The following is a 19,259-nucleotide window of genomic DNA, read 5'->3' as shown; positions in this document are numbered from 1 at the left end:
GAACTATCTCAACGACGGGTGAGGCCGGTCAGGCCGGTGGCGTTTGCGAACGTCTGGCCGACGCGGGCGCCGGCCTGGCCGATGGCGGCCACGGCGCGCTCGATGGTCGGGCCGGCGGCGATGGCGGCGATCTTGGCCGCGTAGCCCGGATCGGTGGCGTAGCCGGCGCGCTGCAGGCCCTGCGCGAAGCCGCGCACGTCGCTGCCGGCCTTGAGCGCGGCCTGGTAGCGCGGGCTGTTCTTGAGCATGCGCACGTAGTCGCCGAAGCTCTCGGCCGCCGAGCCGTAGGCGCGGAAGCGCGCCGTCTGGCTCTGGCGCTGCCCGTCGACGTATTCGTGGGTCGCGGCGGTGGCGCTGTCGCCCTTCCAGCCGGTGGCCTTGATGCCGAACAGGTTGTGGCTGCTGGCGCCGTCCTGGCGCCGGATGTGGCGGCGGCCCCAGCCGGTCTCCAGCGCGGCCTGGGCGACCAGCGCCCGCGGATTGACGCCGAGCTCGCGCGCGGCCTTCTCGGCATGCGGCCAGATGCTGGCGACGAAGCCTTCGGGCGTGTGCTTGCCGAGCTGGTCGGCGGCGGCGTCGGCGGTGGCCACGTCGGTGGCGCCGGCATGCGTGGCCGGGCCGACGCCGCTCCAGCGGTCGCTGCCCATCGCCCAGTCGGCGGCCGGCTGGGCGATGTCCGCGGCCATGCCGCGGCCGCCGATCGCCTGGTGCAGGCTGCCGCTGTCGCGGCCGGCGATCAGGTCCAGCATCTGTTCTTCCGGCATCGCCGGGGCGGCGCCACCCAGGGCGCCGAGCGGATCGGCCGCCATCGCCGCCGTCGTGGCCGGCGCGGTGGCAGGGGCCGGCGTCATCAGCCGGTAGGCCTGCGCGGCCTTGGCCGCCGGCCGCAGCGAGGGATCCAGCGGCGCCTGCGCGTCCGTCGCGCCGCCGCCCAGCTGGCGGGCGATCATCGCCGACAGCCCCAGTCCGCGGCCCTTGGTCATCGCTTCGGCGATGCGCTGGTCGTACATCTCGCGGAACATCTGGTTCTCGCCGGGAAACAGCGAGTCGCCGAAGCTGGCCGCGCGCATGCTCTTGATCAGCATCTGCGCGAACTGGCCCTCGAGCTGGCGCGCGACCTTGTCGATCTTGGCCGGGTCGTTGGCGACGACCGGATTGAGCTCCAGCGATGGGGCGGCGATGCGCATGTCAGATCACCTCCAGCTCGGCGCTCAGCGCGCCGGCCTGCTTGAGGGCTTCCAGGATCGCGATCAGGTCGCCGGGTGCGGCGCCGACCTCGTTCACCGCGCGCACGATCTCGTCCAGCGTGGTGCCGCCGTCGAAGCGGAACATGCGGCTGCCTTCGTTGCTGGCGGTGATGGTGGACTGCGGCGCGACCACGGTCTGGCCACCGCCGAAGGCGTCGGGCTGGCTGACCTGGGTGGCCTCGCTGACGGTCACCGTCAGCGACCCGTGCGCGATCGCCGCCGGGCTGACCCGCACCTGCGAGCCGATCACCACGGTGCCGGTGCGCGAATTGACCACCACCCGCGCCGGCGCGGTGCCGGGCGAGAGCTCGATGTTCTCGATGCGCGCCAGCAGGCCGATGCGCGCGCCCTGGTCGGTCGGCGCCTGCACCGCCACGGTGACGCCGTCCACCGCGCGCGCGGCGCCTTCGCCGAAGGCGTTGTTCACCGCCGCGACCATGCGCGCGACGGTGGTGAAATCGTTCTGGTGCAGGTTCAGGGTGATCTCGCCGCTGGCGCCGAACACGTCCGGCAGGGCGCGCTCGACCGTCGCGCCGCCGGGAATGCGGCCCACGCTGGGCACGTTCACCGACACGCGCGAGCCGTCCTTGCCCTGCGCGCCGAAACCGCCGACGACCAGGTTGCCCTGGGCGATGGCGTAGACCTGCCCGTCGGCGCCCTTGAGCGGCGCCATCAGCAGCGAGCCGCCGCGCAGCGAGACCGCGTTGCCGATCGAGGACACGGTGATGTCGATGGTCTGGCCGGGCTTGGCGAACGGCGGCAGCTCGGCGTGGATGGCCACGGCCGCCACGTTCTTCAGCTGCGGGTTGACGTTCGCCGGCACGTTGACGCCCAGCTCGCCGAGCATGTTCTTCAGGCTCTGCACGGTGAACGGCGCCTGGCTGGTGCGGTCGCCGCTGCCGTCCAGGCCGACCACCAGGCCGTAGCCGACCAGCGCGTTGCCGCGCACGCCGCCGACCTGGGCCAGGTCCTTGATGCGCTCGGCGTGGGCGGGCAGGGCGCAGGCGGCCGCCAGCAGCAGGACGGCGGCGTGGCGCGGGAATGCGGGAATCGTCATGGCCATGCTCAGAACGGCGCCAGGCGCGAGTTGAAGAAGCGTCCCAGCCAGCCCATCGCGTTGGACTGCGCCACCGCGCCGCGGCCGCCGTAGGCGATACGCGCGTCGGCGACCTTGCTGGAGGGAATGGTGTTGTCGGTGGCGATGTCGGCCGAACGCACGATGCCCTGGATCTGCACCAGTTCGTCGCCCTGGTTCAGGCGCAGGTTCTTCTGGCCCTGCACCACCAGGTTGCCGTTGGGCAGGCGCTGGACCACGGTGACGGTCACGCTGCCCTGCAGGCGGTTGCTCTGCGCGCTGCTGCCCTTGCCGTTGAAATCGCGCTCGCCGCTGGCGCTGGCGGCCAGCACGTCCTTGCCGCCCACGGTCACCGGCGCGCCGAACAGGGTCGGCGAACCGATCTCCATGCTGGATTTCTTGCCGATGGCGGTGTTGGCGCTGGTCGTGGCCGAGGTGCTCTCGACCAGAGTGATGGTCAGCAGGTCGCCGACGTCGCGGGCGCGGCGGTCGCCGTAGAGGTTCAGGCTCGGGCCGGCGGCGTAGATCGCGCCGGCGGTAGGTTCGGCCGAGGGCGCGACCACCGGCACCACCGGCGCCATGGCCGGGTAGGGGCGCACGTCGCCGGCGACCACGCAGCCGGCCAGCAGCACCAGGCTGCCGGCGGCGCAGGAAAGACGGAGGGCGTTGGACAGGCGGGCCATGGCGGGTTCCGGAGGCGGGAGGATCAGACGTTGCTGTTCAGGTAACCGAGCATCGAGTCGGTGGTGGAGATGGCCTTGGCGTTCATCTCGTAGGCGCGCTGGGTCTCGATCATCGTCACCAGCTCCTCCACCACGTTGACGTTGCTGCCCTCCAGCGCGCCCTGCACGATGCCGCCCAGGCCGTTGAGGCCGGGGGTGCCGTTCTGCGCGGGGCCGGAGGCCGTGGTCTCCAGGTACAGGTTCTCGCCCTTGGCCTGCAGGCCGGCGGGATTGATGAAGTCGGTCAGCGTCAGCGAGCCGATCTCGACCGAGGCGGCGTCGCCGGCCATCTTCACGCTGACCGTGCCGTCCGCACCGATGGTCAGCGACTGCGCGCCTTCCGGGATCTGGATGCCCGGCTGCACCGGGTAGCCGCTGTTGGTGACCAGTTCGCCCTGCGGGCTCATCTGGAAGCTGCCATCGCGGGTATAGGCCGAACTGCCGTCGGGCAGCATCACCTCGAAGAAGCCGCGGCCGTTGACCATCACGTCCAGGGCGCGGCCGGTCTGCTGCTGGCCGCCCTGCTGGAAGTTCTTGGAGGTGGCCACCACGCGCACGCCGGTGCCCAGCTGCAGGCCGGTCGGCAGCTGCGTCTGCGCCGAGGAGGAACCGCCGGGCTGGCGCACCTGCTGGTACAGCAGGTCCTCGAAGCTGGCGCGGTCCTGCTTGAAGCCGGTGGTGTTGGTGTTGGCCAGGTTGTTGGAGACGACGGACATGCGCGTCTGCTGCGCATCCAGGCCGGTCTTGGCGACCCACAGTGCCTGATTCATGAGCGGTTCCTCTGCTGCTGGTGCCGGCCCTCAGGGCCTTTGCAGGATGTAATGCATGGGGCGTGCCAGATCCGCGCGCCAATCGGCCGGCGCGGCGGCGTCAGCCGTTCAGGCGCAGCAGCGTGTTGGCGCTGCGCGCGTTCTCGTCGCCGTGCTTGATGACCTTGACCTGCATCTCGAACTGGCGCTGCAGCTGGATCATCTGCACCAGCGCGCCGGCGGCGTCGACGTTGCTGGACTCGAGCACGCCGCTGTCCAGCGCCTTGCCCTGGACCTGGGCGAAGGGCTGCTGCGGGTCGGTGTTGCGCATCAGGCCGTCCAGCCCGCGCTGCAGCCGCTCGTCCGGCGCCTGCACCACGCGCAGCCGCCCGACCATGGCCATGGTCTGCGGGCCTTCGCCCAGCGGGATGACCGACAGCGTGCCGTCGTGGCCGATCTCGATGGCCTGGTGCGGCGGCACCGCCACCGGGTTGCCGTTCTCGTCGAGCACGGCGTTGCCCTCGGCGGTGACCAGCTGGCCGTTGGGCGTGAGCGTCAAGCCGCCGGCGCGGGTATAGGCCTCCGAGCCGTCGGTCGCCTGCACCGCCAGCCAGCTGCCCGGCTGCAGCGACAGGTCCAGCGCGTTGCCGGTGATCTGCTGCGCGCCCACGCGGCGGTTGAAGCCGGCATCCACGTGCAGGGCGTCGATGCGCGAGGCATAGCCCTGGCCCTGGACCGGGAAGGCCTCGGTATTGGCCAGCGCTTCCTTGAAACCGGGGGTGTCGGCATTGGCCAGGTTGTGCGACACGGTGGCCTGCGCCTGCAGCGAGGCGCGGGCGCCGGTCATGGCGACGTAGAGGGCTTTGTCCATGGGGAGCGGGGACCGGGAAGCGGGGAAGGGGGAATGACGGAGCGCCGTGGGCGGAGGCAGCGGAAGCGGGAGCGGGGCAGGGCGGAAAGCCTCCGCACCGTGTCATTCCCCGTTCCCGCTTCCCCGTTCCCGGCCTTAACGGATGTTGATCACCGTCTGGGTGATCTGGTCCTGGGTCGAGAGCATCTGCGCGTTGGCCTGGAAGTTGCGCTGCGCGGTGATCATGTTGACCAGCTGCTGGGTCAGGTCGACCGTGGAGGCTTCCAGCGAGCCGGCCTGGATCTGGCCCAGGTCCGAGCTGCCCGGCGCGCCGATGCGCGGCGTGCCGGAGGCGTAGGTCTCGGTCCACAGGTTGTTGCCCTGGCTCAGCAGGCCCTGCGGGTTGTTGAAGTTGGTCAGCGCCACCTGGCCCAGCGCCACGTCCACGCCGTTGGAATAACGCGCGTAGACCACGCCCTGCTCGGAGATGTTGAGCTCGTTGAGCTTGCCCGAGGCGTAGCCGTCCTGCCCGGTGTTGTACTGGTTGAACTTCTCGCCGTACTGGGTGGAACCGGAGATGTCCAGGTTCATCACCAACTGGCCGGCGCCGGTGGTCGGGGTGAAGGTGCCCAGGTCGATGCGGCCGCTGGCGGGCGCGGTCAGGGCGCCGCTGTCGGAGAACTGCAGCGTGGTCGGGGTGCCGATGACCGCCGGGACCGGCGGCGTGGCGGTCGGGTCGCCGGGCACGCTGCCGGTGTTGACCGGCACGCCGTCGACGAAGTTGAAGACCTGCCATTCGTTGGGATTGGCGGTCTTGACGAAATACGAGGTCTGCACGTGGCTGACGCCCAGCGAATCGAACACGGTGATGCCGCCGCTGGAGAAGTTGTAGCTGTTGCTGCTGGCCGGATCGAAGGGCGTGATCGTCGGCGCCTCGGCGTTGGCCGGCAGGGTGAAGGAGAGTTCGACCTGGCTGGTCGGGCGCGGCGGGCTGTCGCTGCTGAGCAGGCGCAGGTCGCTCAGGCCGCCGTCGAAGCGGGTGCCGTCGGCGCTGGGCGCGTACACCTGCAGGCGCGCGCCCTGCGGGTTGATGACGTAGCCGTTCTTGTCGGCCTGGAAATTGCCGGCGCGCGAGTAGACGCGGCTGCCGTTCATGTTCAGGGTGAAGAAGCCTTCGCCCTCGATGGCCAGGTCCAGGCTGCGGCCGGTCTGGTCGATGTTGCCCTGCGAGAACTGCTGGGCGACGTTGGTCAGGCGCGCGCCCGAGCCGATCGCGTTGCCGAGCAGGCCGTAGCCGGTGGCGTTGAGCACGTTGGCGAACTCGGCGCGCGATTCCTTGAAGCCGACGGTGTTGACGTTGGCGATGTTGTTGGCGGTGACGTTCAGGTCCGCGTTGGCGGCGCTGATGCCGGACAGGGAAGTATTGAAGCCCATGGCGAAACTCCTGGGGAATCCGTGGAAGGTGTGGGGCTCAGCTGACGCGGAGCACGTAGTCGAGCGGGGCCGCGCCCAGCCCCTTGAGATTCAGGTAGAGCCCGTCCGCACCCACGGTCACGCTCTCCACTTCGGCCTGCACGTAGGTGCTGAGCTTGGTCTGCTTGCCGCTGCCGTCGGTGTAGGTGGCCGCGAGCGTGTAGGCGCCGGCCGGCATGCGCTTGCCGTTGGCGTCGGTGCCGTCCCACTGGAACGGCACTTCGCCGGCCGCCTCGGCCGGGACGCTCAGCTGGGTGACCTTGTTGCCGTTGGCATCGGTGACGTCCACGGTGATGGTGCCGGCGCCGGGCGCGGCCAGCGTGCCGCCGGTGTCGCCCTCCTCGCCGAGCAGGAACTTGGTCGACGGCACCAGCACGTCGTGGCCGACCATGGCCGCGCCGCGCAGGATCTGGTCGCCGGCCATCGATTCCTGGAAACCGCTGACGGTCTTGTTCAGGTCGGTGATGCCCTGCACCGTGGACAGCTGCGCCATCTGCGCGACCATCTGGCTGTTGTCCATCGGCTTGAGCGGGTCCTGGTGCTGCAGCTGGGTGGTCATCAGGCGCAGGAAATCGGCCTGGTCCAGCGCGTCCTTCTTCTTGGTGTTCTGCGTGGCCGGGGCGTTGAGCCCGAGCGCGCCGAACAGGTCGCTATTGGTGTTGATGCTGCTCATGACAGTGCGGTTCCGTGGCGGCCGGCTCAGCGGCCCATGGTCAGGGTGGCCAGGGTCAGTTCCTTGGCGGTGTTGAGCATTTCCACGCCGGCCTGGTAATTGCGCGAGGTGGAAATGAGGTTGACCATCTGCGCGACGGGATCGATGTCCGGCGAGTAGATGTAGCCATCGCCGTCGGCCAGCGGATGGTTGGGCTCGTAGCGCTTGAGCGGCGGCGCCTCGCTCTGGGTGACTTGCTTGACCTCCACGCGGGTCAGGCGCGGGTCCTCGCGGCTGGTGACCGCCTGGAAGATCGGCTCCAGCGGCTTGTAGGCCGCCTCGGCCGAACCTGCCACGGTGTCGGCGTTGGACAGGTTGGAGGCGATGGTGCTCATGCGCACCGACTGCGCCTGCAGTGCCGAGCCGGCGATGTCGAAGATGGGCAGGTTGCTCATGGTGTTCTCCGTGGCGGCCGGCTTACTGGCCGGTGATCGCGGTCAGCAGGCTGCGCACCTTGGACTCGACGAAGCTCAGCGAGGCGCGGTATTCCAGCGCGGCGCGGCCGTAGGCGGCGCGTTCGGCATCCGGGTCGACGGTGTTGCCGTCGAGGCTGGGCTGCACGCCCGGGCGCAGCACCTGGAACGGATTGAGGCCATCGCCGCCGACCGGGTAGTGCTGCTCGGCGGTGGTCGCCAGCAGGCCGTTGCCGTCCAGTCCCTGGGCGTTGCGCAGGGCCGCATCGAAGTCCAGGTCGCGGGCCTTGTAGCCGGGCGTGTCGGCGTTGGCCAGGTTGCCGGCGATCAGCTTCATGCGCTGCTCGCGCAACGGCATGGCCTGGGCATGGACGCCCAGATAGTTGGAGATGAGGTTGGGCATGGCGCGCCTCCCGGGGGAACGATGCCCGGGAAGCTGCAAGCGGTGTGCCAGAACGGCAGGAGTCAGCGGGAAGGGGCCAGGAACGGCGTAGTGGCCCGGGTTATCTCATCGACGCTGAGATGGACGAGTCCGTCACCCGCAGGAGTCAGGCCGGTCCGCGCGTGCGGGGCCAGTCAGGCGGTGCGGAGCGCAGCCCCGCACCGGTGGCTCAGGCCGCCTCGGCCACCTGGCGCAGGCGGTGCAGCACGAAGTCGGCCAGTTCGTGCGGGCTGTACTTGGCCACGAAGGCGTTGGCGCCGACGCGTTCGACCATGGCGTTGTTGAAGACGCCGGACAGGGAGGTGTGCAGCAGCACGTACAGCCCGGCCAGGCCGGGGTGACGGCGGATTTCCGTCGTCAGGGTATAGCCGTCCATGGCCGGCATCTCGATGTCGGAGATGACCATGGCATAGCGTTCGGCCGGGTTCTCGCCGGCGGCATGGATCTGCAGCAGGTGGTCCAGCGCCTGCTTGCCGTCCGACAGCAGGGTCGCGGTGACGCCCAGCTGGTCCAGCACGCTGCGGATCTGCTGGCGGGCCACGCGCGAGTCGTCCACCACCAGCACCTGCATCGGCGGCGCGTCGGAGGGCAGCGCCATCGACGGGTCCAGCACGGCTTCCTTGCTCACCTGGGCGATGTCGGCCAGCACGCTCTCCACGTCGATGACCTGGATCAGTTCGCCCTGGAAACGGGTGACCGCGGTGAGGTAGCTGGACTCGGCGCCGAGTTCCGGCGGCGGCTGGATGTCTTCCACCGCGATGTTGACGATGCGTTCCACGCCGCTGACCAGGAAGCCCTGCACCGAGCGGTTGAACTCGGTGACCACCAGGTAGCCCGGCGAGGTATCCGCATCGGGTTCGCGCTCCGGATGGCCGATCGCCAGGCCCAGGTCCAGCACCGGCACCGAACGGCCGCGCACGTCGGCCACGCCGGAGAACTGCACCGGCAGGCCCGGGACCAGGAACAGCGGCGGGCGCCGCAGCACTTCCTGGACCTTGAACACGTTGACGCCAAAAAGCTGACGGCCGCCAAGGCGGAACAGCAGCAGGGCCAGTCGGTTGTGGCCGGCCAGCCGGGTGCGCTGGTCGATGCGGTTGAGCAGGTCATGTGACATGCAGCCGGTATCGGCAGGCGGGGGGCGGGACTTGAGCGCGGCTTCCGGCACGCCGCTTGCAGGGAAACGGGCGACCTTATCCATGGCGGAGTTGCCCATGCGCCTGTTGGCCCTGTTGTGTCTGCTGCTGGCGGCCCCCGCCTGGGCCGGCGATTTCCAGTCCGTGGCCTCGATCCGCGCGGCCGCGTTGTCCACGTTGGACCCGGCCACCGACGGCGAGGCCAGCGTCGACGCCGGCCTGCGCCTGCCGGCCTGCCCGGTCGCGCTGCAGGCGCGGGCCACCGGCAACCGCACGGTGGAAGTGGGGTGCCCGCAGGCCGGCGGCTGGAAGCTGTTCGTGCCGGTGACGGTGCGCCGCGAGCAGGACGTGCTGGTGCTGGCCCGCGGCGTCGCCGCTGGAGAAGTGCTGACCGCCGCCGATATGGGAAGCGTGCGCCGTGACACCGCGCGCATCGCCGGTGCGGTATTGTCCGACCCGCAATCGGCCATCGGCCGGGTGGCGCGGCGTGCGATGAGTGCAGGCACGCTGTTGTCGGCCGCCGACCTAGTTGCCCCGCGTATCATCCGCCGCGGAGACAGCGTCGCCCTGGTGTCCCGGCGGGGCGGCGTCGAGGTCCGGGTGGCCGGCAAGGCGCTGGCCGATGCCGGCGAGGCCGAGCGGGTGCCGGTGGAGAACCTCTCCTCCCGGCGGGTGGTGCAGGGCATCGCGACCGCCGCCGGCGACGTGCTGGTTTCGCGATAGATTCCGCTAAAGATTACCCCCGGGTTGCCGTTAACCCCTGTGTACCGAATCAGGACTTCCATCACATGAGCCAGAAAATCGACGGCGGGATCACGGCAAGCACCCAGGTGCGCCCGGTCGCCACGCCCACCAAGGCCGCCCCAGCCGGCGGACCCGAGGCCCGTCCGGTCGAGGCCGCCGACAGCGTGCGCCTGACCGGCGAAGCCACCAGCCTGCAGGCCCTGCAGCGCGAACTGTCCACCGCCCCGGCGATCGACACCGCCCGCGTGCAGGCCGTGCGCGAAGCGCTGGAGAACGGCAGCTACCGGATCGACCCGGACGCCATCGCCAAGCGCATGCTGGACCAGGACGAGCAACTGCGCGCATGAAGCTCGCGGTGGCCGACCCATTGCAGCAGCTGAGCGACGCGCTCGACGGCGAGCGCCAGGCGCTGGTCGAGCACGACGTGCAGGCGCTGGTGGCGGCCACGAGCCTGAAACTCGAGGCGCTGCGCATCCTGGAGGCACGGCCGCCGCTGGAGCACGCCGAGCGGCTGCGCGAACTGGCCGAACGCAACCGCGCCAACGGCGCGCTGCTGGCCCGCCGCCGGCGCGAGGTCAGCTGGGCGCTACGCCAGCTCGGCCGCAGCGAAGCCTCCTCGGCCTACGACGCCAAGGGCCAGGCCCACCTGCTGCATACCCGCAAGCCGCTGGCCGTCGCCTGAGGGCGCGCCACCGCATTCCGGCGCCGATGCGCCGAGGCATCCGCGGTTATAGTGGACGCCCGTTCCACTGATCCACCGCCTTCCGTGGCCGACAACGCTTCCGCTCCGCTCGCGCCCCTTCCGTCGCCCGCCATGCTCCATGCATTGAGCGACCGCATGCGCGACGGCATGCTCCTGTTCAACGACACCGGCGAAGTGGCCCTGGCCAACAGCGCCGTGCGCGACCTGTTCGGCGCGCAGGGCGGCGATGCCGCCGAACTGGGCCGGCGCCTTGTCGACCTGCTGCCGCCGGTGGCGCTGGCGCAGGCCAAGGAATCGGGCAGCTGGAGCGGCAGCCTGCCGCTGGGCGACCGCGCGGTGATCGTGCACCTCTACCACCACCACGAGGGCAGCGAACGGGCCTGCCTGGCCTTGTTCCGCCACATCGACGGCCAGGAAGACTACGAGAACGAACTGCAGCGCCGCCACGCCGAGCTGCGCCAGGCCTACCTGCGGCTCAACGGCGCGCAGGAAAAGCTGCTGCAGTCGGAGAAGATGGCCTCCATCGGCCAGCTCGCCGCCGGCGTGGCGCACGAGATCAACAATCCGATCGGCTACGTGCACTCCAACCTGGGCAGCCTGCAGGAATACCTGCGCAGCCTGTTCACCGTGATCGAGGCCTACGAACGGGCGCTGCGCGCGCCGGACCCGAAGGCGCTGATCCCCGAGATCGACGACATCCGCGACCGCCTGGACATCGACTTCATCAGCCGCGACCTGCCGCAGCTGATGGCCGAGTCGCGCGAGGGCATCGAGCGGGTGACGCGCATCGTGCGCGACCTGAAGGACTTCTCCTATTCCGGGCGCGACGAGTCGTGGAAGCTGGCCGACCTGCACTCGGGGCTGGAATCGACCATCAACATCATCTGGAACGAGCTCAAGTACAAGGTCACCCTGGAGCGCCGCTACGGCGAGCTGCCGATGGTCGAGTGCCTGCCGTCGGAACTGAACCAGGTGTACATGAACATGCTGCTCAACGCCGGCCACGCCATCGCCGAGCGCGGCCACATCGTGGTCAGCACGGGCGTGCAGGGCGACGAGGTGTGGATCGAATTCCAGGACAACGGCTCGGGCATCTCGCCGGAACTGCGCCAGCGCATCTTCGATCCGTTCTTCACCACCAAGCCGGTGGGCAGCGGCACCGGACTGGGCCTGTCCATCTCCTACGGCATCGTCAACAAGCACCACGGCCGCATCGACCTGGACAGCACGGTGGGCGAGGGCTCGCGCTTCCGCATCGTGCTGCCGGTGCGGCAGCCCAAGGGCTAGGAGCGGGCTCCTCTCCAGCGGTTCCCGGCTTCCGGCGGCTACGCGCTCTTTCCCGGCTTGCGCTTCTCGTCGTGGGTGCGGAACGCCTGGCGGATGTGCTCGCGCAGCTCGTCGTCGTTCCACGGCTTGGTCAGGAAGCGGTAGATCGCGCCGCGGTTGATCGCGTCGGTGACGGTGTTGAGGTCGGTGTAGCCGGACAGCACCAGGCGGATCGTGTCCGGGTAGAGCATCTTCACCCGGCCCAGGAACTCGGTGCCGCTCATGTCGCTCATGCGCTGGTCGGACAGGATCACCTGCACGTCGTTGATCGCCAGCAGGTCGAAGGCGTCGCGCACGTTGCCGGCGGCCAGGATGCGGTAGCCGTCGCGGCGGAACAGGCGCACCAGCGAGCGCAGCACGTTCTCCTCGTCGTCCAGCAGCAGCAGGGTGCGGTCCGGGCGGGTCTCGGCGAAGGCTTCCGGGCGCAGGTAGCGGCGGCGCAGGGTCACGCCGGCGGCTTCGGCCGACATCGGTTCGCCGAACAGGTAGCCCTGGAACACGTCGCAGTCGTTGCGGCGCAGGAAGCCCAGCTGCGCCTGCGATTCCACGCCGTTGGCGATCACGGTCATGCCCAGCTGGTGGCCCATGGCGATGATCGCGCGGGAGATCGCGGCCTCGCGGTTGGCCGCCGGCGCACTCTTGATGAAGCTGCGGTCGATCTTGAGCTTGTCCACCGGGTAGCGCACCAGCGCGCTTAGGCTGGAATCGCCGGTGCCGAAGTTGTCCAGGCTCAGGCTGATGCCTTCGTTGCGCAGGTTGGCCAGGGTCTCGTAGACGAAATTGACGTTGTTGGTCAGCGCGCTTTCGTTGATCTCCAGGGTCAGCATGCGCGCCGGCACGCCGGTGGACTGCAGCAGCGCCATGACCTCGGCGAAGAAGCTGGGCCGCAGCAGCTGCAGAGTGGACACGTTCACCGCGATGTTGAAATCGTCGAAGCCCTGGTCGCGCCAGACGCGCGCCTGGCGCAGGGTCATCTCCAGCACCCAGGCGCCGATCTGGACGATGATCCCCAGCCGCTCGGCGGTGCGCATGAAGCGCTCCGGCACCAGCATGCCCAGCGTCGGCGACTGCCAGCGCAGCAGCGCCTCCATGCCCACGACATGGCCGTCGCGGGCGCTGACCAGCGGCTGGTAGCGCAGGCGCAGCTCGCCGTTCTCGATGGCGTCCACCAGCTGCCGCGAGATGATGCTCTCGCTGTGCGCGCTGAGCGGCTTGTGCAGCATGTGCACCTGCACGACGTTGCCGCCTTCGCGCCCGGCCTGGTGCAGCGCGTCCTCGGCCAGGTCGAGCAGGCGGCTCGGATCGACGGCGTGCTCCGGGCACAGCGACACGCCGATCTTCGCGGTCAGGAACAGGGTGTAGGGCAGCACCGACAGCGGCAGCTCCATCTGCTGGCGCAGCTGCTCGGCCATTTCCTCCGGCAGCGGCACACCGCTTTCGCGCGGGATGGCCAGCACGAACTCGTCGCTGCCGTGCCGCCACAGCCGGCCGCGGCCGCGCAGATGGTCGCCCAGGCGCTGGGCGATCAGGACCAGCGCCTGGTCGCCGACCTCGGCGCTCATGTTCTCGTTGACCGAGGCGAAGTGGTCGATGTCCAGGTGCAGCAGCATCAGCGGCGTGCCGCCGGCGGACGCCGCGGCGACCATGGCGGCCAGTTCGGGATTGCCGGCGCCCAGGCGCGCAGGGGCGGGCAGTTCGACGGCCGGTTGCGAGGCGGCGGGGTTCCACATCGTCAGGCTCCCTGGCAGGCGGCCGCCTGCGGCGCACGGTAGGGCAGGTGCAGTTCGATCTGGGTGCCTTCGCCCGGCGCGGTGCGGATGCGCAGCCAGCCGCCGACGCTCTGCGCGCGTTCGCGCATCACCACCAGCCCCAGCCCGCGCGGACCGTCGGGGTCGAAACCTTCGCCATCGTCGACCACCCGCAGCCGCAGGCGGCCGTCGCCATCGTCCTCCAGGCTCAGCCGGACCTGGCTGGCCAGGGCGTGGCGCAGGGCGTTGGTCAGGCTTTCCTGGGCGATGCGGAAACAGGCCTGCTCGACCTCGTTGTCGGGCCGCTGCGGCAGCTCGTCCACCTCCATCCACAGCTCCACCGGCGAGGAACGGAACAGCTGCCCGGCCTGCCAGCGCAGCGCGGCCTCCAGCCCCAGCGCGTCGAGCTGCGGCGGGCGCAGCAGCATCGACAGGTTGCGCAGGCGCACGACGGTGCTATCCACCAGTTCCACGATCTGCCCCAGGTCCTCGCGGCGCCGCCGCGTGTCGTCCTCGTCCATCGCCGCGTGCGCGGCCAGCTTGATCGCGGTGACGGCCTGGCCGATGTCGTCGTGCAGGTCGCGCGAGATCGCGCGGCGCTCGTCCTCCTGCACCGAGAACAGGCGCCCGGCCATGGCCTGCAGTTCGCGGTTGCCGGTCTCCAGCGCCTTGCGGCTGGATTCGAGTTCGGCCAGGTCGCGCGCGGCCAGCAGGCGTACCTGCGCCAGCCGGGGCAGGAGCAGGAGCAGTGCCAGCGCCATGTACGCGGCCACCAGGGCGACGGAGATCACAGTCCAGGCCAGCGGGTGCGCCGGGATCGCCGCCCAGGCCCACGGCAGCAGCCCGCACAGCAGGATCAGCACGCCGCCGCCGGCCACCACGCCGTAGGTGGTGCGCTGCAGGCATGCCATCGCCGCGTCCGTGGAAGCGGCGTGCCGCGGGAGGGTGGGGCCGTTGTGCATATTCCGTGGCGGTACCGGCGTGATCTGTCCCGGACATCTTAACGGGCCGTCGCCGGGAGCGATGACGCAGTACTCAATTTCCCTCCGGGACTGCCGTTATCGATAGGGTTCCCGGACCTCGGGTGGATGACTGGAGCGGTAGCGCGTGGATCAGGGCGTGATTGCGAGCATGATGGGCCACCCGATGGAGGGGGCCATCGTGCTGCTCGATCCGGAGGGCCATCCATTGGCGGCCAATGCCGCGGCCCGCACGCTGGACCTGCCGCGCGGGCTGCAGGCCCATCGCCACGCCCTGCTCGGGCTGCGCGAGCGTGTCGCCGCGCAGGGGCTGCTGCCCTGCGCGGTTCCCGCTGGCGGGCAACGCCTGGATGGCTTCCTGAGCGCGGCGCGCTCGCCCGCCGGCGCGGTCTGCGCCTACGTGTACACCGCCGCCCCGGCCGTCGCGCTGGCCGACGGGCGCTGGGCCAGGCTGCTGCACGAAGCCGGGCACGGCGTGTGGGAGTGGGACGTGCCGGCCAACCTGCTGGCCCTTCTGGAGGGCCAGGCGGGGCAGGGCATCGCGCCCGGCACCGTGCAGGAATGGCTGGACCAGGTCCATCCCGCCGACCGTGCCGCGCAGCGGGCGGCGCTGCAGGCGCACCTGCACGACGCCTCCATGCCCTATGCCTGCCGCCTGCGCGTGCGTCGCGGCGACGGCAACTGGCACGTGGTGCAGGATCATGGCCAGGTGGTGGCGCGCACGGCCGACGGCCAGCCGCTGCGCATCAGCGGCATCCGTATCGAGATCGGCCCGCAGGACGCGCACGACGCCGGCGCGCACGAACAGCAGGCGCAACTGCGCCACCTGCAGCGCATCGCCGGCCTCGGCACCTGGTCGTGGGAGCGGGATGGCGCCCGTTTCCTCTGGTCCGAAGAACTGCATGCCGCGGTCGGCCGCTCGCCCGGCAGCCTGCCCGGCGACCGCCGCTGGCTGTGCCTGCTCGACGGCGACGCCCGCGCCCAGGTGCTGGCCGCCTGGCGGCGGCTGCACCGCGAAGGCCAGCCGCATGGTTTCGACCTGGTGCTGGCGCCCGCTCCGATGGAGTCCGGCAGCCTGCACCTGCGGATCTGGATGCATCCCGAGCGCGATGCAGCCGGGCGCGTGCAGCGGGTGATCGGGCAACTGCAGAACGTCACCGAACAGCGCCAGACCGACGCCCTGATCCGCTGGCGCACGGAACTGCTCAACCGCGTGTCCGCGCTCGGCCGCATCGGCGGCTGCGAGATCGAGGTCGCCACCCGCGGAATGCTCTGGACCGACGAGTGCTACCGCATCCACGGCCTGCGCAAGGAGCCGGTCACGCTGGAGCAGGCGCTGGCGCTCTACACGCAGGATTCGCGCGACAGCTTCGAGGCCGCGCTCACCCGCATCGCCGGCGGCGGCCTGCCCGAACAGCTGGACCTGTGCTTCTACCGGCATTCGGGCGAGCGCGTATGGGTGCAGGTGCAGGTCGAACTGGACCGGCGCGAAGGCCTGCCGGAGCGTTTCGTCGTGCTTTTCCGCGACATCACCCGCGAGCGCGAGGCCAACGAGCGCATCGAACTGCTGGCGCACTACGACCTGCTGACCGGGCTGCCCAACCGCATCCTGCTGCGCGAGCAGGCCGAGGAGGCCATCGCCGATTCGCACCGCAACGGCCGGGTGCTGGCGATGCTGTTCGTCGACCTGGACGGGTTCAAGTCGATCAACGACACCTTCGGCCATGCCACCGGCGACATGCTGCTCAAGGCCGCCGCCGCGCGGCTGCACCAGAACCTGCGCAACGCCGACCTGTTCGCGCGCTTCAACGGCGACGAGTTCGTCGTGGTGCTGCGCGACCTCGCCGACCCGGCCGATGCCGGCCACGTCGCGCGCAAGCTGATCGCCTCGCTGGCTTCGCCGCTGCACCGCGGCGACACCACGCTGAAGGTCGGCGCCAGCGTCGGCATCGCGCTCGCCGACGACAACCACCACGACTTCGACACGCTGCTGCGCGCGGCCGACGCGGCCATGCATGCCGCCAAGGAAGCCGGGCGCAACACCTACCAGTACTACAGCCAGGATGCGCTGGCCGGCATCCAGCGGCGCCTGCAGATCGAGCACGCGCTGCATGGCGCGCTCGAACGCGAGGAGTTCCAGCTGGTCTACCAGCCGCTGGTCAACGTCGACCCGTCGCGGCCGCCGGCCATCGAGGCGTTGCTGCGCTGGGTTTGCCCGGAACTGGGGCCATGCAGCCCGGCCGAGTTCATCCCGGTGGCCGAGAAATGCGGGGAAATCGCCCGCATCGGCGAGTGGGTGCTGGACGAGGCCTGCCGCCAGGCGGCCGTGTGGCAGGCGGCGGGCCTGGCGTTCGAACGCATCGCCGTCAACGTCTCGGCCATGCAGCTGCGCGAGCGCGGCTTCGCCGAGCAGGTGATCGCCATCTGCGAGCGCCACAGCTGGCCGCCGCAGCGGCTGGAACTGGAGCTGACCGAATCGGCGCTGATCCGCGACAGCGACGCGCTGCGCCAGTGCTTCGACACCTTCGAGCGCAACGGCGTGCTGCTGGCCGTGGACGATTTCGGCACCGGATTCTCCAACCTGCATTACCTGAACCGGTTCCCGGTGCAGCGCCTGAAGATCGACCGCAGTTTCGTCCAGCGCATGCTGCACGACGCCGGCACCGCCGAGGTGACCCAGGCCATCGTCCACCTCGGCCACGCACTGGGCATGCTGGTGGTGGCCGAAGGCGTGGAGACGCGGCAGGAGGAAGCGCTGCTCCTGCGCCAGGGCTGCGACGAGATCCAGGGCTATCTGTACTCGCGCCCGCTGCCGTCGCGCGACATGGCGCAGTGGCTGCGCCAGTGCGGCAACGGCCAGAACCCGTCGTCGCCGCACCCGTCGGACAGGCCGGCCGTGGCGCTCTGACCGACCGCGTATCGGGCCTGTTCCATCTCGGCCCGCGCTGGATGGCCGGTTCAAGGGGCACCGCCCCCACGGTAATTCTTCTTCCCCTGCACAGCCGCGTCAGCGCGACGTGGGCATTGCCGTCGGTGCTGCCGGCGCGTGCAGTCGACGGTCCCATTCCTGCTTGGGACACCGCGCTGTCACTCGCGCCGGGGAGGGAAGCCGGAGCTCTTTGCTACGCCCCCTGTGCTGCCTGAGGCGCCGCGCCACGCTGCTCGATCAGCGTGGTCCGCCATCGCATGACACTTGGCTCGAGGAGGCGGCGCGGACGGCAACGGGCGCTCCGCGCATCGTTCCGTCAGCGGAAACCAGATCGGACGTCATCGACGCACGGGCAACGCATCCGGTTGATCCGGCAGAGGGCATTTCCATCGCAGCTGCGGGAGCTCGAGGTCAGTTCCCCGACGACGACCGGATACCGCCAGACGACGTCACCGCCCGTGGAGCAGGCTGCCCGCGCGCGCCAGTGCCGGCGTCAGAGCGCGAGGTCCCAGGCGACCAGGATCGCCAGCAGGTCGTCCTGCCGGGGGGCGGCGGCTTCCTGCAGGCGCGTGGCGCCGGCCAGTTCCTGCTGCGCCAGTGCCTCCAGGGCCATCAGCCGTTCCAGCGCCGATACGGGGCGGGGAACACCCGCGTTGCCCGTTACCGGCAGGAAGGTGGCCGGATACGCCTCGTCCGCCGCGGCGGCGGACTGCGCAGGGGAGGCGGCCTGCAACGACGAAACCCCGGCCGGAGCCGGGGTCGGTATTTCGCCGCGTGGGAAATCAGAACAGTTCAACCGTTCCCGCACCCATGCTCTGCTGCGCCACCGGCTTGTGCGGCGGACGTTCCCATTCGTTGCGCATCTCGCGCAGGCGGCTGCCGGTGCGCTGCAGCGCGGCCACCAGTTCGCTGTCGAGCACGCCGCCGCTGCGGTGCAGCAGTTCCTGCAGCGCCACGGCTTCGCGGTTGATCGCGGTCAGGCGGTCCAGGTGGGTGTGCACGCCACCCAGCGCCTGGGTGGCGATGTCCTCGAACTGCAGGGCGCGCACCGCTTCGGCGACGCTGCTGTCGATGGCGCGGCCGCATTCGGAGATCTCGCGCATGCCGTCGCCCAGCGAATTGTTGATCGCCGCCACGTTGTCCAGCATGGCCGCCGCTTCCTGGCGCGCCTCGCGGGAGCGGTCCATGTCGCGCGAGGCCATGTGCGAGACCGTCTCGCGGACCTTGGCGATGGCGTCCTTGGAGCTGTGCGCCAGCTTGCGGATCTGCTCGTTGAAGGTGGTCGAACGCTCGGACAGGTTGCGCACCTCGTCGGCGACCACGGCGAAGCCACGTCCGGCCTCGCCGGCGCGCGCGGCCTCGATGGCGGCGTTGAGCGCCAGCAGGTTGGTCTGGTCGGCGATGGACTTCACGTCCTCGAGCAGGGCGAAGATGCCGTCCAGGTGCTGCGCCATCTGGTCGATGTGCTGCACGGTGTTGCTACTCTGGCCGCTGACCTGCTCCAGCGCCTCGACCAGCTGTTCCATCTGGTGGCTGGCATGCTGCGCGAAGCGGGCCACGTCGACGCCGCCATGGCCTTCATCGCCGGCGCGGTCGACGATGCGGGCCAGCGCTTGGCTCTGCTGGCGCGACTTGCGGTTCATCGCATCGAAGCTGCTGCCCAGGCCGGACACGGCCTGGCGGATCAGTTCGCGGGCGCGTTCGATCTCGCCGCGCGAGCCGTCGATCTCGTTGCTGACGAAGCTGCGCAGTTCGTTGAGCAGCTGATCCTGCTCCTTGAGCACGCGGGCATGCTCGGGGGACCGCTGCGACTGGCTGTAGACGCTCCAGTAGGCGAACACCAGCCAGCTGAGGACCATCGTGGTCATGATCGCCCAGACCACGGCGGAGGGCCATGCGAACGCCGCAGCCAGCGGCAGCAGGAGGGTGAGGGCCAGCGGGGCGGCCAGGCGGATAGCAATGCGTGAATACATGGACGTTCTCGGGAGAGTCACGATTGCAGTATCGGCCGTG

At 70.2% G+C, this 19,259-nt stretch carries 17 protein-coding genes and 1 pseudogene; 5 read left to right on the top strand and 13 right to left on the bottom strand.

What is annotated here, in order from left to right; all coding sequences use genetic code 11:
- Positions 1-8: 8 nt before the first annotated feature.
- From flgJ to CQ393_RS02570, 10 genes are all read right to left on the bottom strand, one after another.
- Positions 9-1,187: a flagellar assembly peptidoglycan hydrolase FlgJ gene (flgJ, locus tag CQ393_RS02615; protein WP_153190063.1), complete on the bottom strand. Its 1,179-nt coding sequence runs from the start codon at positions 1,185-1,187 to the stop codon at positions 9-11.
- A gap of 1 nt (position 1,188) precedes the next feature.
- A complete protein-coding gene (locus CQ393_RS02610; RefSeq protein ID WP_153190062.1) occupies positions 1,189-2,304 on the bottom strand; it encodes a flagellar basal body P-ring protein FlgI in 1,116 nt (371 codons plus the stop codon).
- 8 nt (positions 2,305-2,312) lie between these two features.
- The gene (flgH, locus tag CQ393_RS02605; RefSeq protein WP_153190061.1) at positions 2,313-3,005 is read right to left on the bottom strand and encodes a flagellar basal body L-ring protein FlgH; all 693 of its coding nucleotides are present in this window, start codon (positions 3,003-3,005) and stop codon (positions 2,313-2,315) included.
- Positions 3,006-3,028: 23 nt separating this feature from the next.
- The gene (gene flgG / locus CQ393_RS02600) at positions 3,029-3,814 is read right to left on the bottom strand and encodes a flagellar basal-body rod protein FlgG (RefSeq protein ID WP_153190060.1); all 786 of its coding nucleotides are present in this window, start codon (positions 3,812-3,814) and stop codon (positions 3,029-3,031) included.
- A 100-nt stretch (positions 3,815-3,914) separates the two neighbouring features.
- Positions 3,915-4,664 (bottom strand): flagellar basal body rod protein FlgF, encoded by a 750-nt coding sequence (locus CQ393_RS02595; RefSeq protein WP_153190059.1) that lies wholly within the window; start codon positions 4,662-4,664, stop codon positions 3,915-3,917.
- Between the two features lie 135 nt (positions 4,665-4,799).
- Entirely contained in the window at positions 4,800-6,077 is a 1,278-nt protein-coding gene (gene flgE / locus CQ393_RS02590; RefSeq protein ID WP_153190058.1) for a flagellar hook protein FlgE, read from the bottom strand.
- Positions 6,078-6,114: 37 nt separating this feature from the next.
- A complete protein-coding gene (locus CQ393_RS02585; RefSeq protein WP_153190057.1) occupies positions 6,115-6,789 on the bottom strand; it encodes a flagellar hook capping FlgD N-terminal domain-containing protein in 675 nt (224 codons plus the stop codon).
- A gap of 26 nt (positions 6,790-6,815) precedes the next feature.
- Positions 6,816-7,223 (bottom strand): flagellar basal body rod protein FlgC, encoded by a 408-nt coding sequence (flgC, locus tag CQ393_RS02580; protein ID WP_153190056.1) that lies wholly within the window; start codon positions 7,221-7,223, stop codon positions 6,816-6,818.
- Positions 7,224-7,245: 22 nt separating this feature from the next.
- On the bottom strand, positions 7,246-7,644 hold the full coding sequence (gene flgB / locus CQ393_RS02575; protein ID WP_153190055.1) for a flagellar basal body rod protein FlgB: 399 nt from the start codon (positions 7,642-7,644) through the stop codon (positions 7,246-7,248).
- A gap of 208 nt (positions 7,645-7,852) precedes the next feature.
- Positions 7,853-8,797, bottom strand: a complete 945-nt coding sequence (locus CQ393_RS02570; RefSeq protein WP_153190054.1) for a chemotaxis protein — start codon at positions 8,795-8,797, stop codon at positions 7,853-7,855.
- Between the two features lie 97 nt (positions 8,798-8,894).
- Between CQ393_RS02570 and flgA the strand changes: the two genes are divergently transcribed.
- From flgA to CQ393_RS02550, 4 genes are all read left to right on the top strand, one after another.
- Positions 8,895-9,539 (top strand): flagellar basal body P-ring formation chaperone FlgA, encoded by a 645-nt coding sequence (gene flgA / locus CQ393_RS02565; RefSeq protein ID WP_153190053.1) that lies wholly within the window; start codon positions 8,895-8,897, stop codon positions 9,537-9,539.
- 65 nt (positions 9,540-9,604) lie between these two features.
- A complete protein-coding gene (gene flgM, locus CQ393_RS02560) occupies positions 9,605-9,907 on the top strand; it encodes a flagellar biosynthesis anti-sigma factor FlgM (RefSeq protein ID WP_153190052.1) in 303 nt (100 codons plus the stop codon).
- Complete coding sequence (locus CQ393_RS02555; protein WP_153190051.1) at positions 9,904-10,242, top strand: flagellar protein FlgN; 339 nt, start codon at positions 9,904-9,906, stop codon at positions 10,240-10,242. Before flgM ends, CQ393_RS02555 begins: the two co-directional genes overlap by 4 nt.
- Positions 10,243-10,374: 132 nt before the next feature.
- On the top strand, positions 10,375-11,550 hold the full coding sequence (locus CQ393_RS02550; RefSeq protein ID WP_153190050.1) for an ATP-binding protein: 1,176 nt from the start codon (positions 10,375-10,377) through the stop codon (positions 11,548-11,550).
- Positions 11,551-11,588: 38 nt separating this feature from the next.
- Here the strand turns inward: CQ393_RS02550 and CQ393_RS02545 are convergent, their stop codons facing one another.
- On the bottom strand, positions 11,589-13,319 hold the full coding sequence (locus CQ393_RS02545) for an EAL domain-containing protein (RefSeq protein ID WP_153190049.1): 1,731 nt from the start codon (positions 13,317-13,319) through the stop codon (positions 11,589-11,591).
- A gap of 2 nt (positions 13,320-13,321) precedes the next feature.
- Positions 13,322-14,053: pseudogene (locus tag CQ393_RS02540) on the bottom strand (sensor histidine kinase); the annotation flags it as partial.
- A gap of 391 nt (positions 14,054-14,444) precedes the next feature.
- Here CQ393_RS02540 and CQ393_RS02535 point away from each other — a divergent pair.
- Positions 14,445-17,225, top strand: coding sequence for an EAL domain-containing protein (locus CQ393_RS02535; protein WP_343199462.1), 2,781 nt, complete (start codon positions 14,445-14,447; stop codon positions 17,223-17,225).
- An 803-nt stretch (positions 17,226-18,028) separates the two neighbouring features.
- Here CQ393_RS02535 and CQ393_RS02530 read toward each other — a convergent pair.
- Positions 18,029-19,219: a methyl-accepting chemotaxis protein gene (locus CQ393_RS02530; RefSeq protein WP_153190047.1), complete on the bottom strand. Its 1,191-nt coding sequence runs from the start codon at positions 19,217-19,219 to the stop codon at positions 18,029-18,031.
- Positions 19,220-19,259 lie beyond the last annotated feature (40 nt).

The sequence above is a fragment of the Stenotrophomonas sp. MYb238 genome (assembly GCF_009496535.1).
Taxonomy (GTDB): Bacteria; Pseudomonadota; Gammaproteobacteria; order Xanthomonadales; family Xanthomonadaceae; genus Stenotrophomonas.
Note: the sequence above shows the minus strand (reverse complement) of the source record. Positions and strands in the feature narration are given on the sequence as shown.

Coding starts and splice junctions, on each gene's coding strand:
- flgJ (WP_153190063.1), bottom strand. CDS start 1,187: ATGCGCATCGCCGCCCCATCGCTGGAGCTCAATCCGGTCGTCGCCAAC.
- CQ393_RS02610 (WP_153190062.1), bottom strand. CDS start 2,304: ATGACGATTCCCGCATTCCCGCGCCACGCCGCCGTCCTGCTGCTGGCG.
- flgH (WP_153190061.1), bottom strand. CDS start 3,005: ATGGCCCGCCTGTCCAACGCCCTCCGTCTTTCCTGCGCCGCCGGCAGC.
- flgG (WP_153190060.1), bottom strand. CDS start 3,814: ATGAATCAGGCACTGTGGGTCGCCAAGACCGGCCTGGATGCGCAGCAG.
- CQ393_RS02595 (WP_153190059.1), bottom strand. CDS start 4,664: ATGGACAAAGCCCTCTACGTCGCCATGACCGGCGCCCGCGCCTCGCTG.
- flgE (WP_153190058.1), bottom strand. CDS start 6,077: ATGGGCTTCAATACTTCCCTGTCCGGCATCAGCGCCGCCAACGCGGAC.
- CQ393_RS02585 (WP_153190057.1), bottom strand. CDS start 6,789: ATGAGCAGCATCAACACCAATAGCGACCTGTTCGGCGCGCTCGGGCTC.
- flgC (WP_153190056.1), bottom strand. CDS start 7,223: ATGAGCAACCTGCCCATCTTCGACATCGCCGGCTCGGCACTGCAGGCG.
- flgB (WP_153190055.1), bottom strand. CDS start 7,644: ATGCCCAACCTCATCTCCAACTATCTGGGCGTCCATGCCCAGGCCATG.
- CQ393_RS02570 (WP_153190054.1), bottom strand. CDS start 8,797: ATGTCACATGACCTGCTCAACCGCATCGACCAGCGCACCCGGCTGGCC.
- flgA (WP_153190053.1), top strand. CDS start 8,895: ATGCGCCTGTTGGCCCTGTTGTGTCTGCTGCTGGCGGCCCCCGCCTGG.
- flgM (WP_153190052.1), top strand. CDS start 9,605: ATGAGCCAGAAAATCGACGGCGGGATCACGGCAAGCACCCAGGTGCGC.
- CQ393_RS02555 (WP_153190051.1), top strand. CDS start 9,904: ATGAAGCTCGCGGTGGCCGACCCATTGCAGCAGCTGAGCGACGCGCTC.
- CQ393_RS02550 (WP_153190050.1), top strand. CDS start 10,375: ATGCTCCATGCATTGAGCGACCGCATGCGCGACGGCATGCTCCTGTTC.
- CQ393_RS02545 (WP_153190049.1), bottom strand. CDS start 13,319: ATGTGGAACCCCGCCGCCTCGCAACCGGCCGTCGAACTGCCCGCCCCT.
- CQ393_RS02530 (WP_153190047.1), bottom strand. CDS start 19,219: ATGTATTCACGCATTGCTATCCGCCTGGCCGCCCCGCTGGCCCTCACC.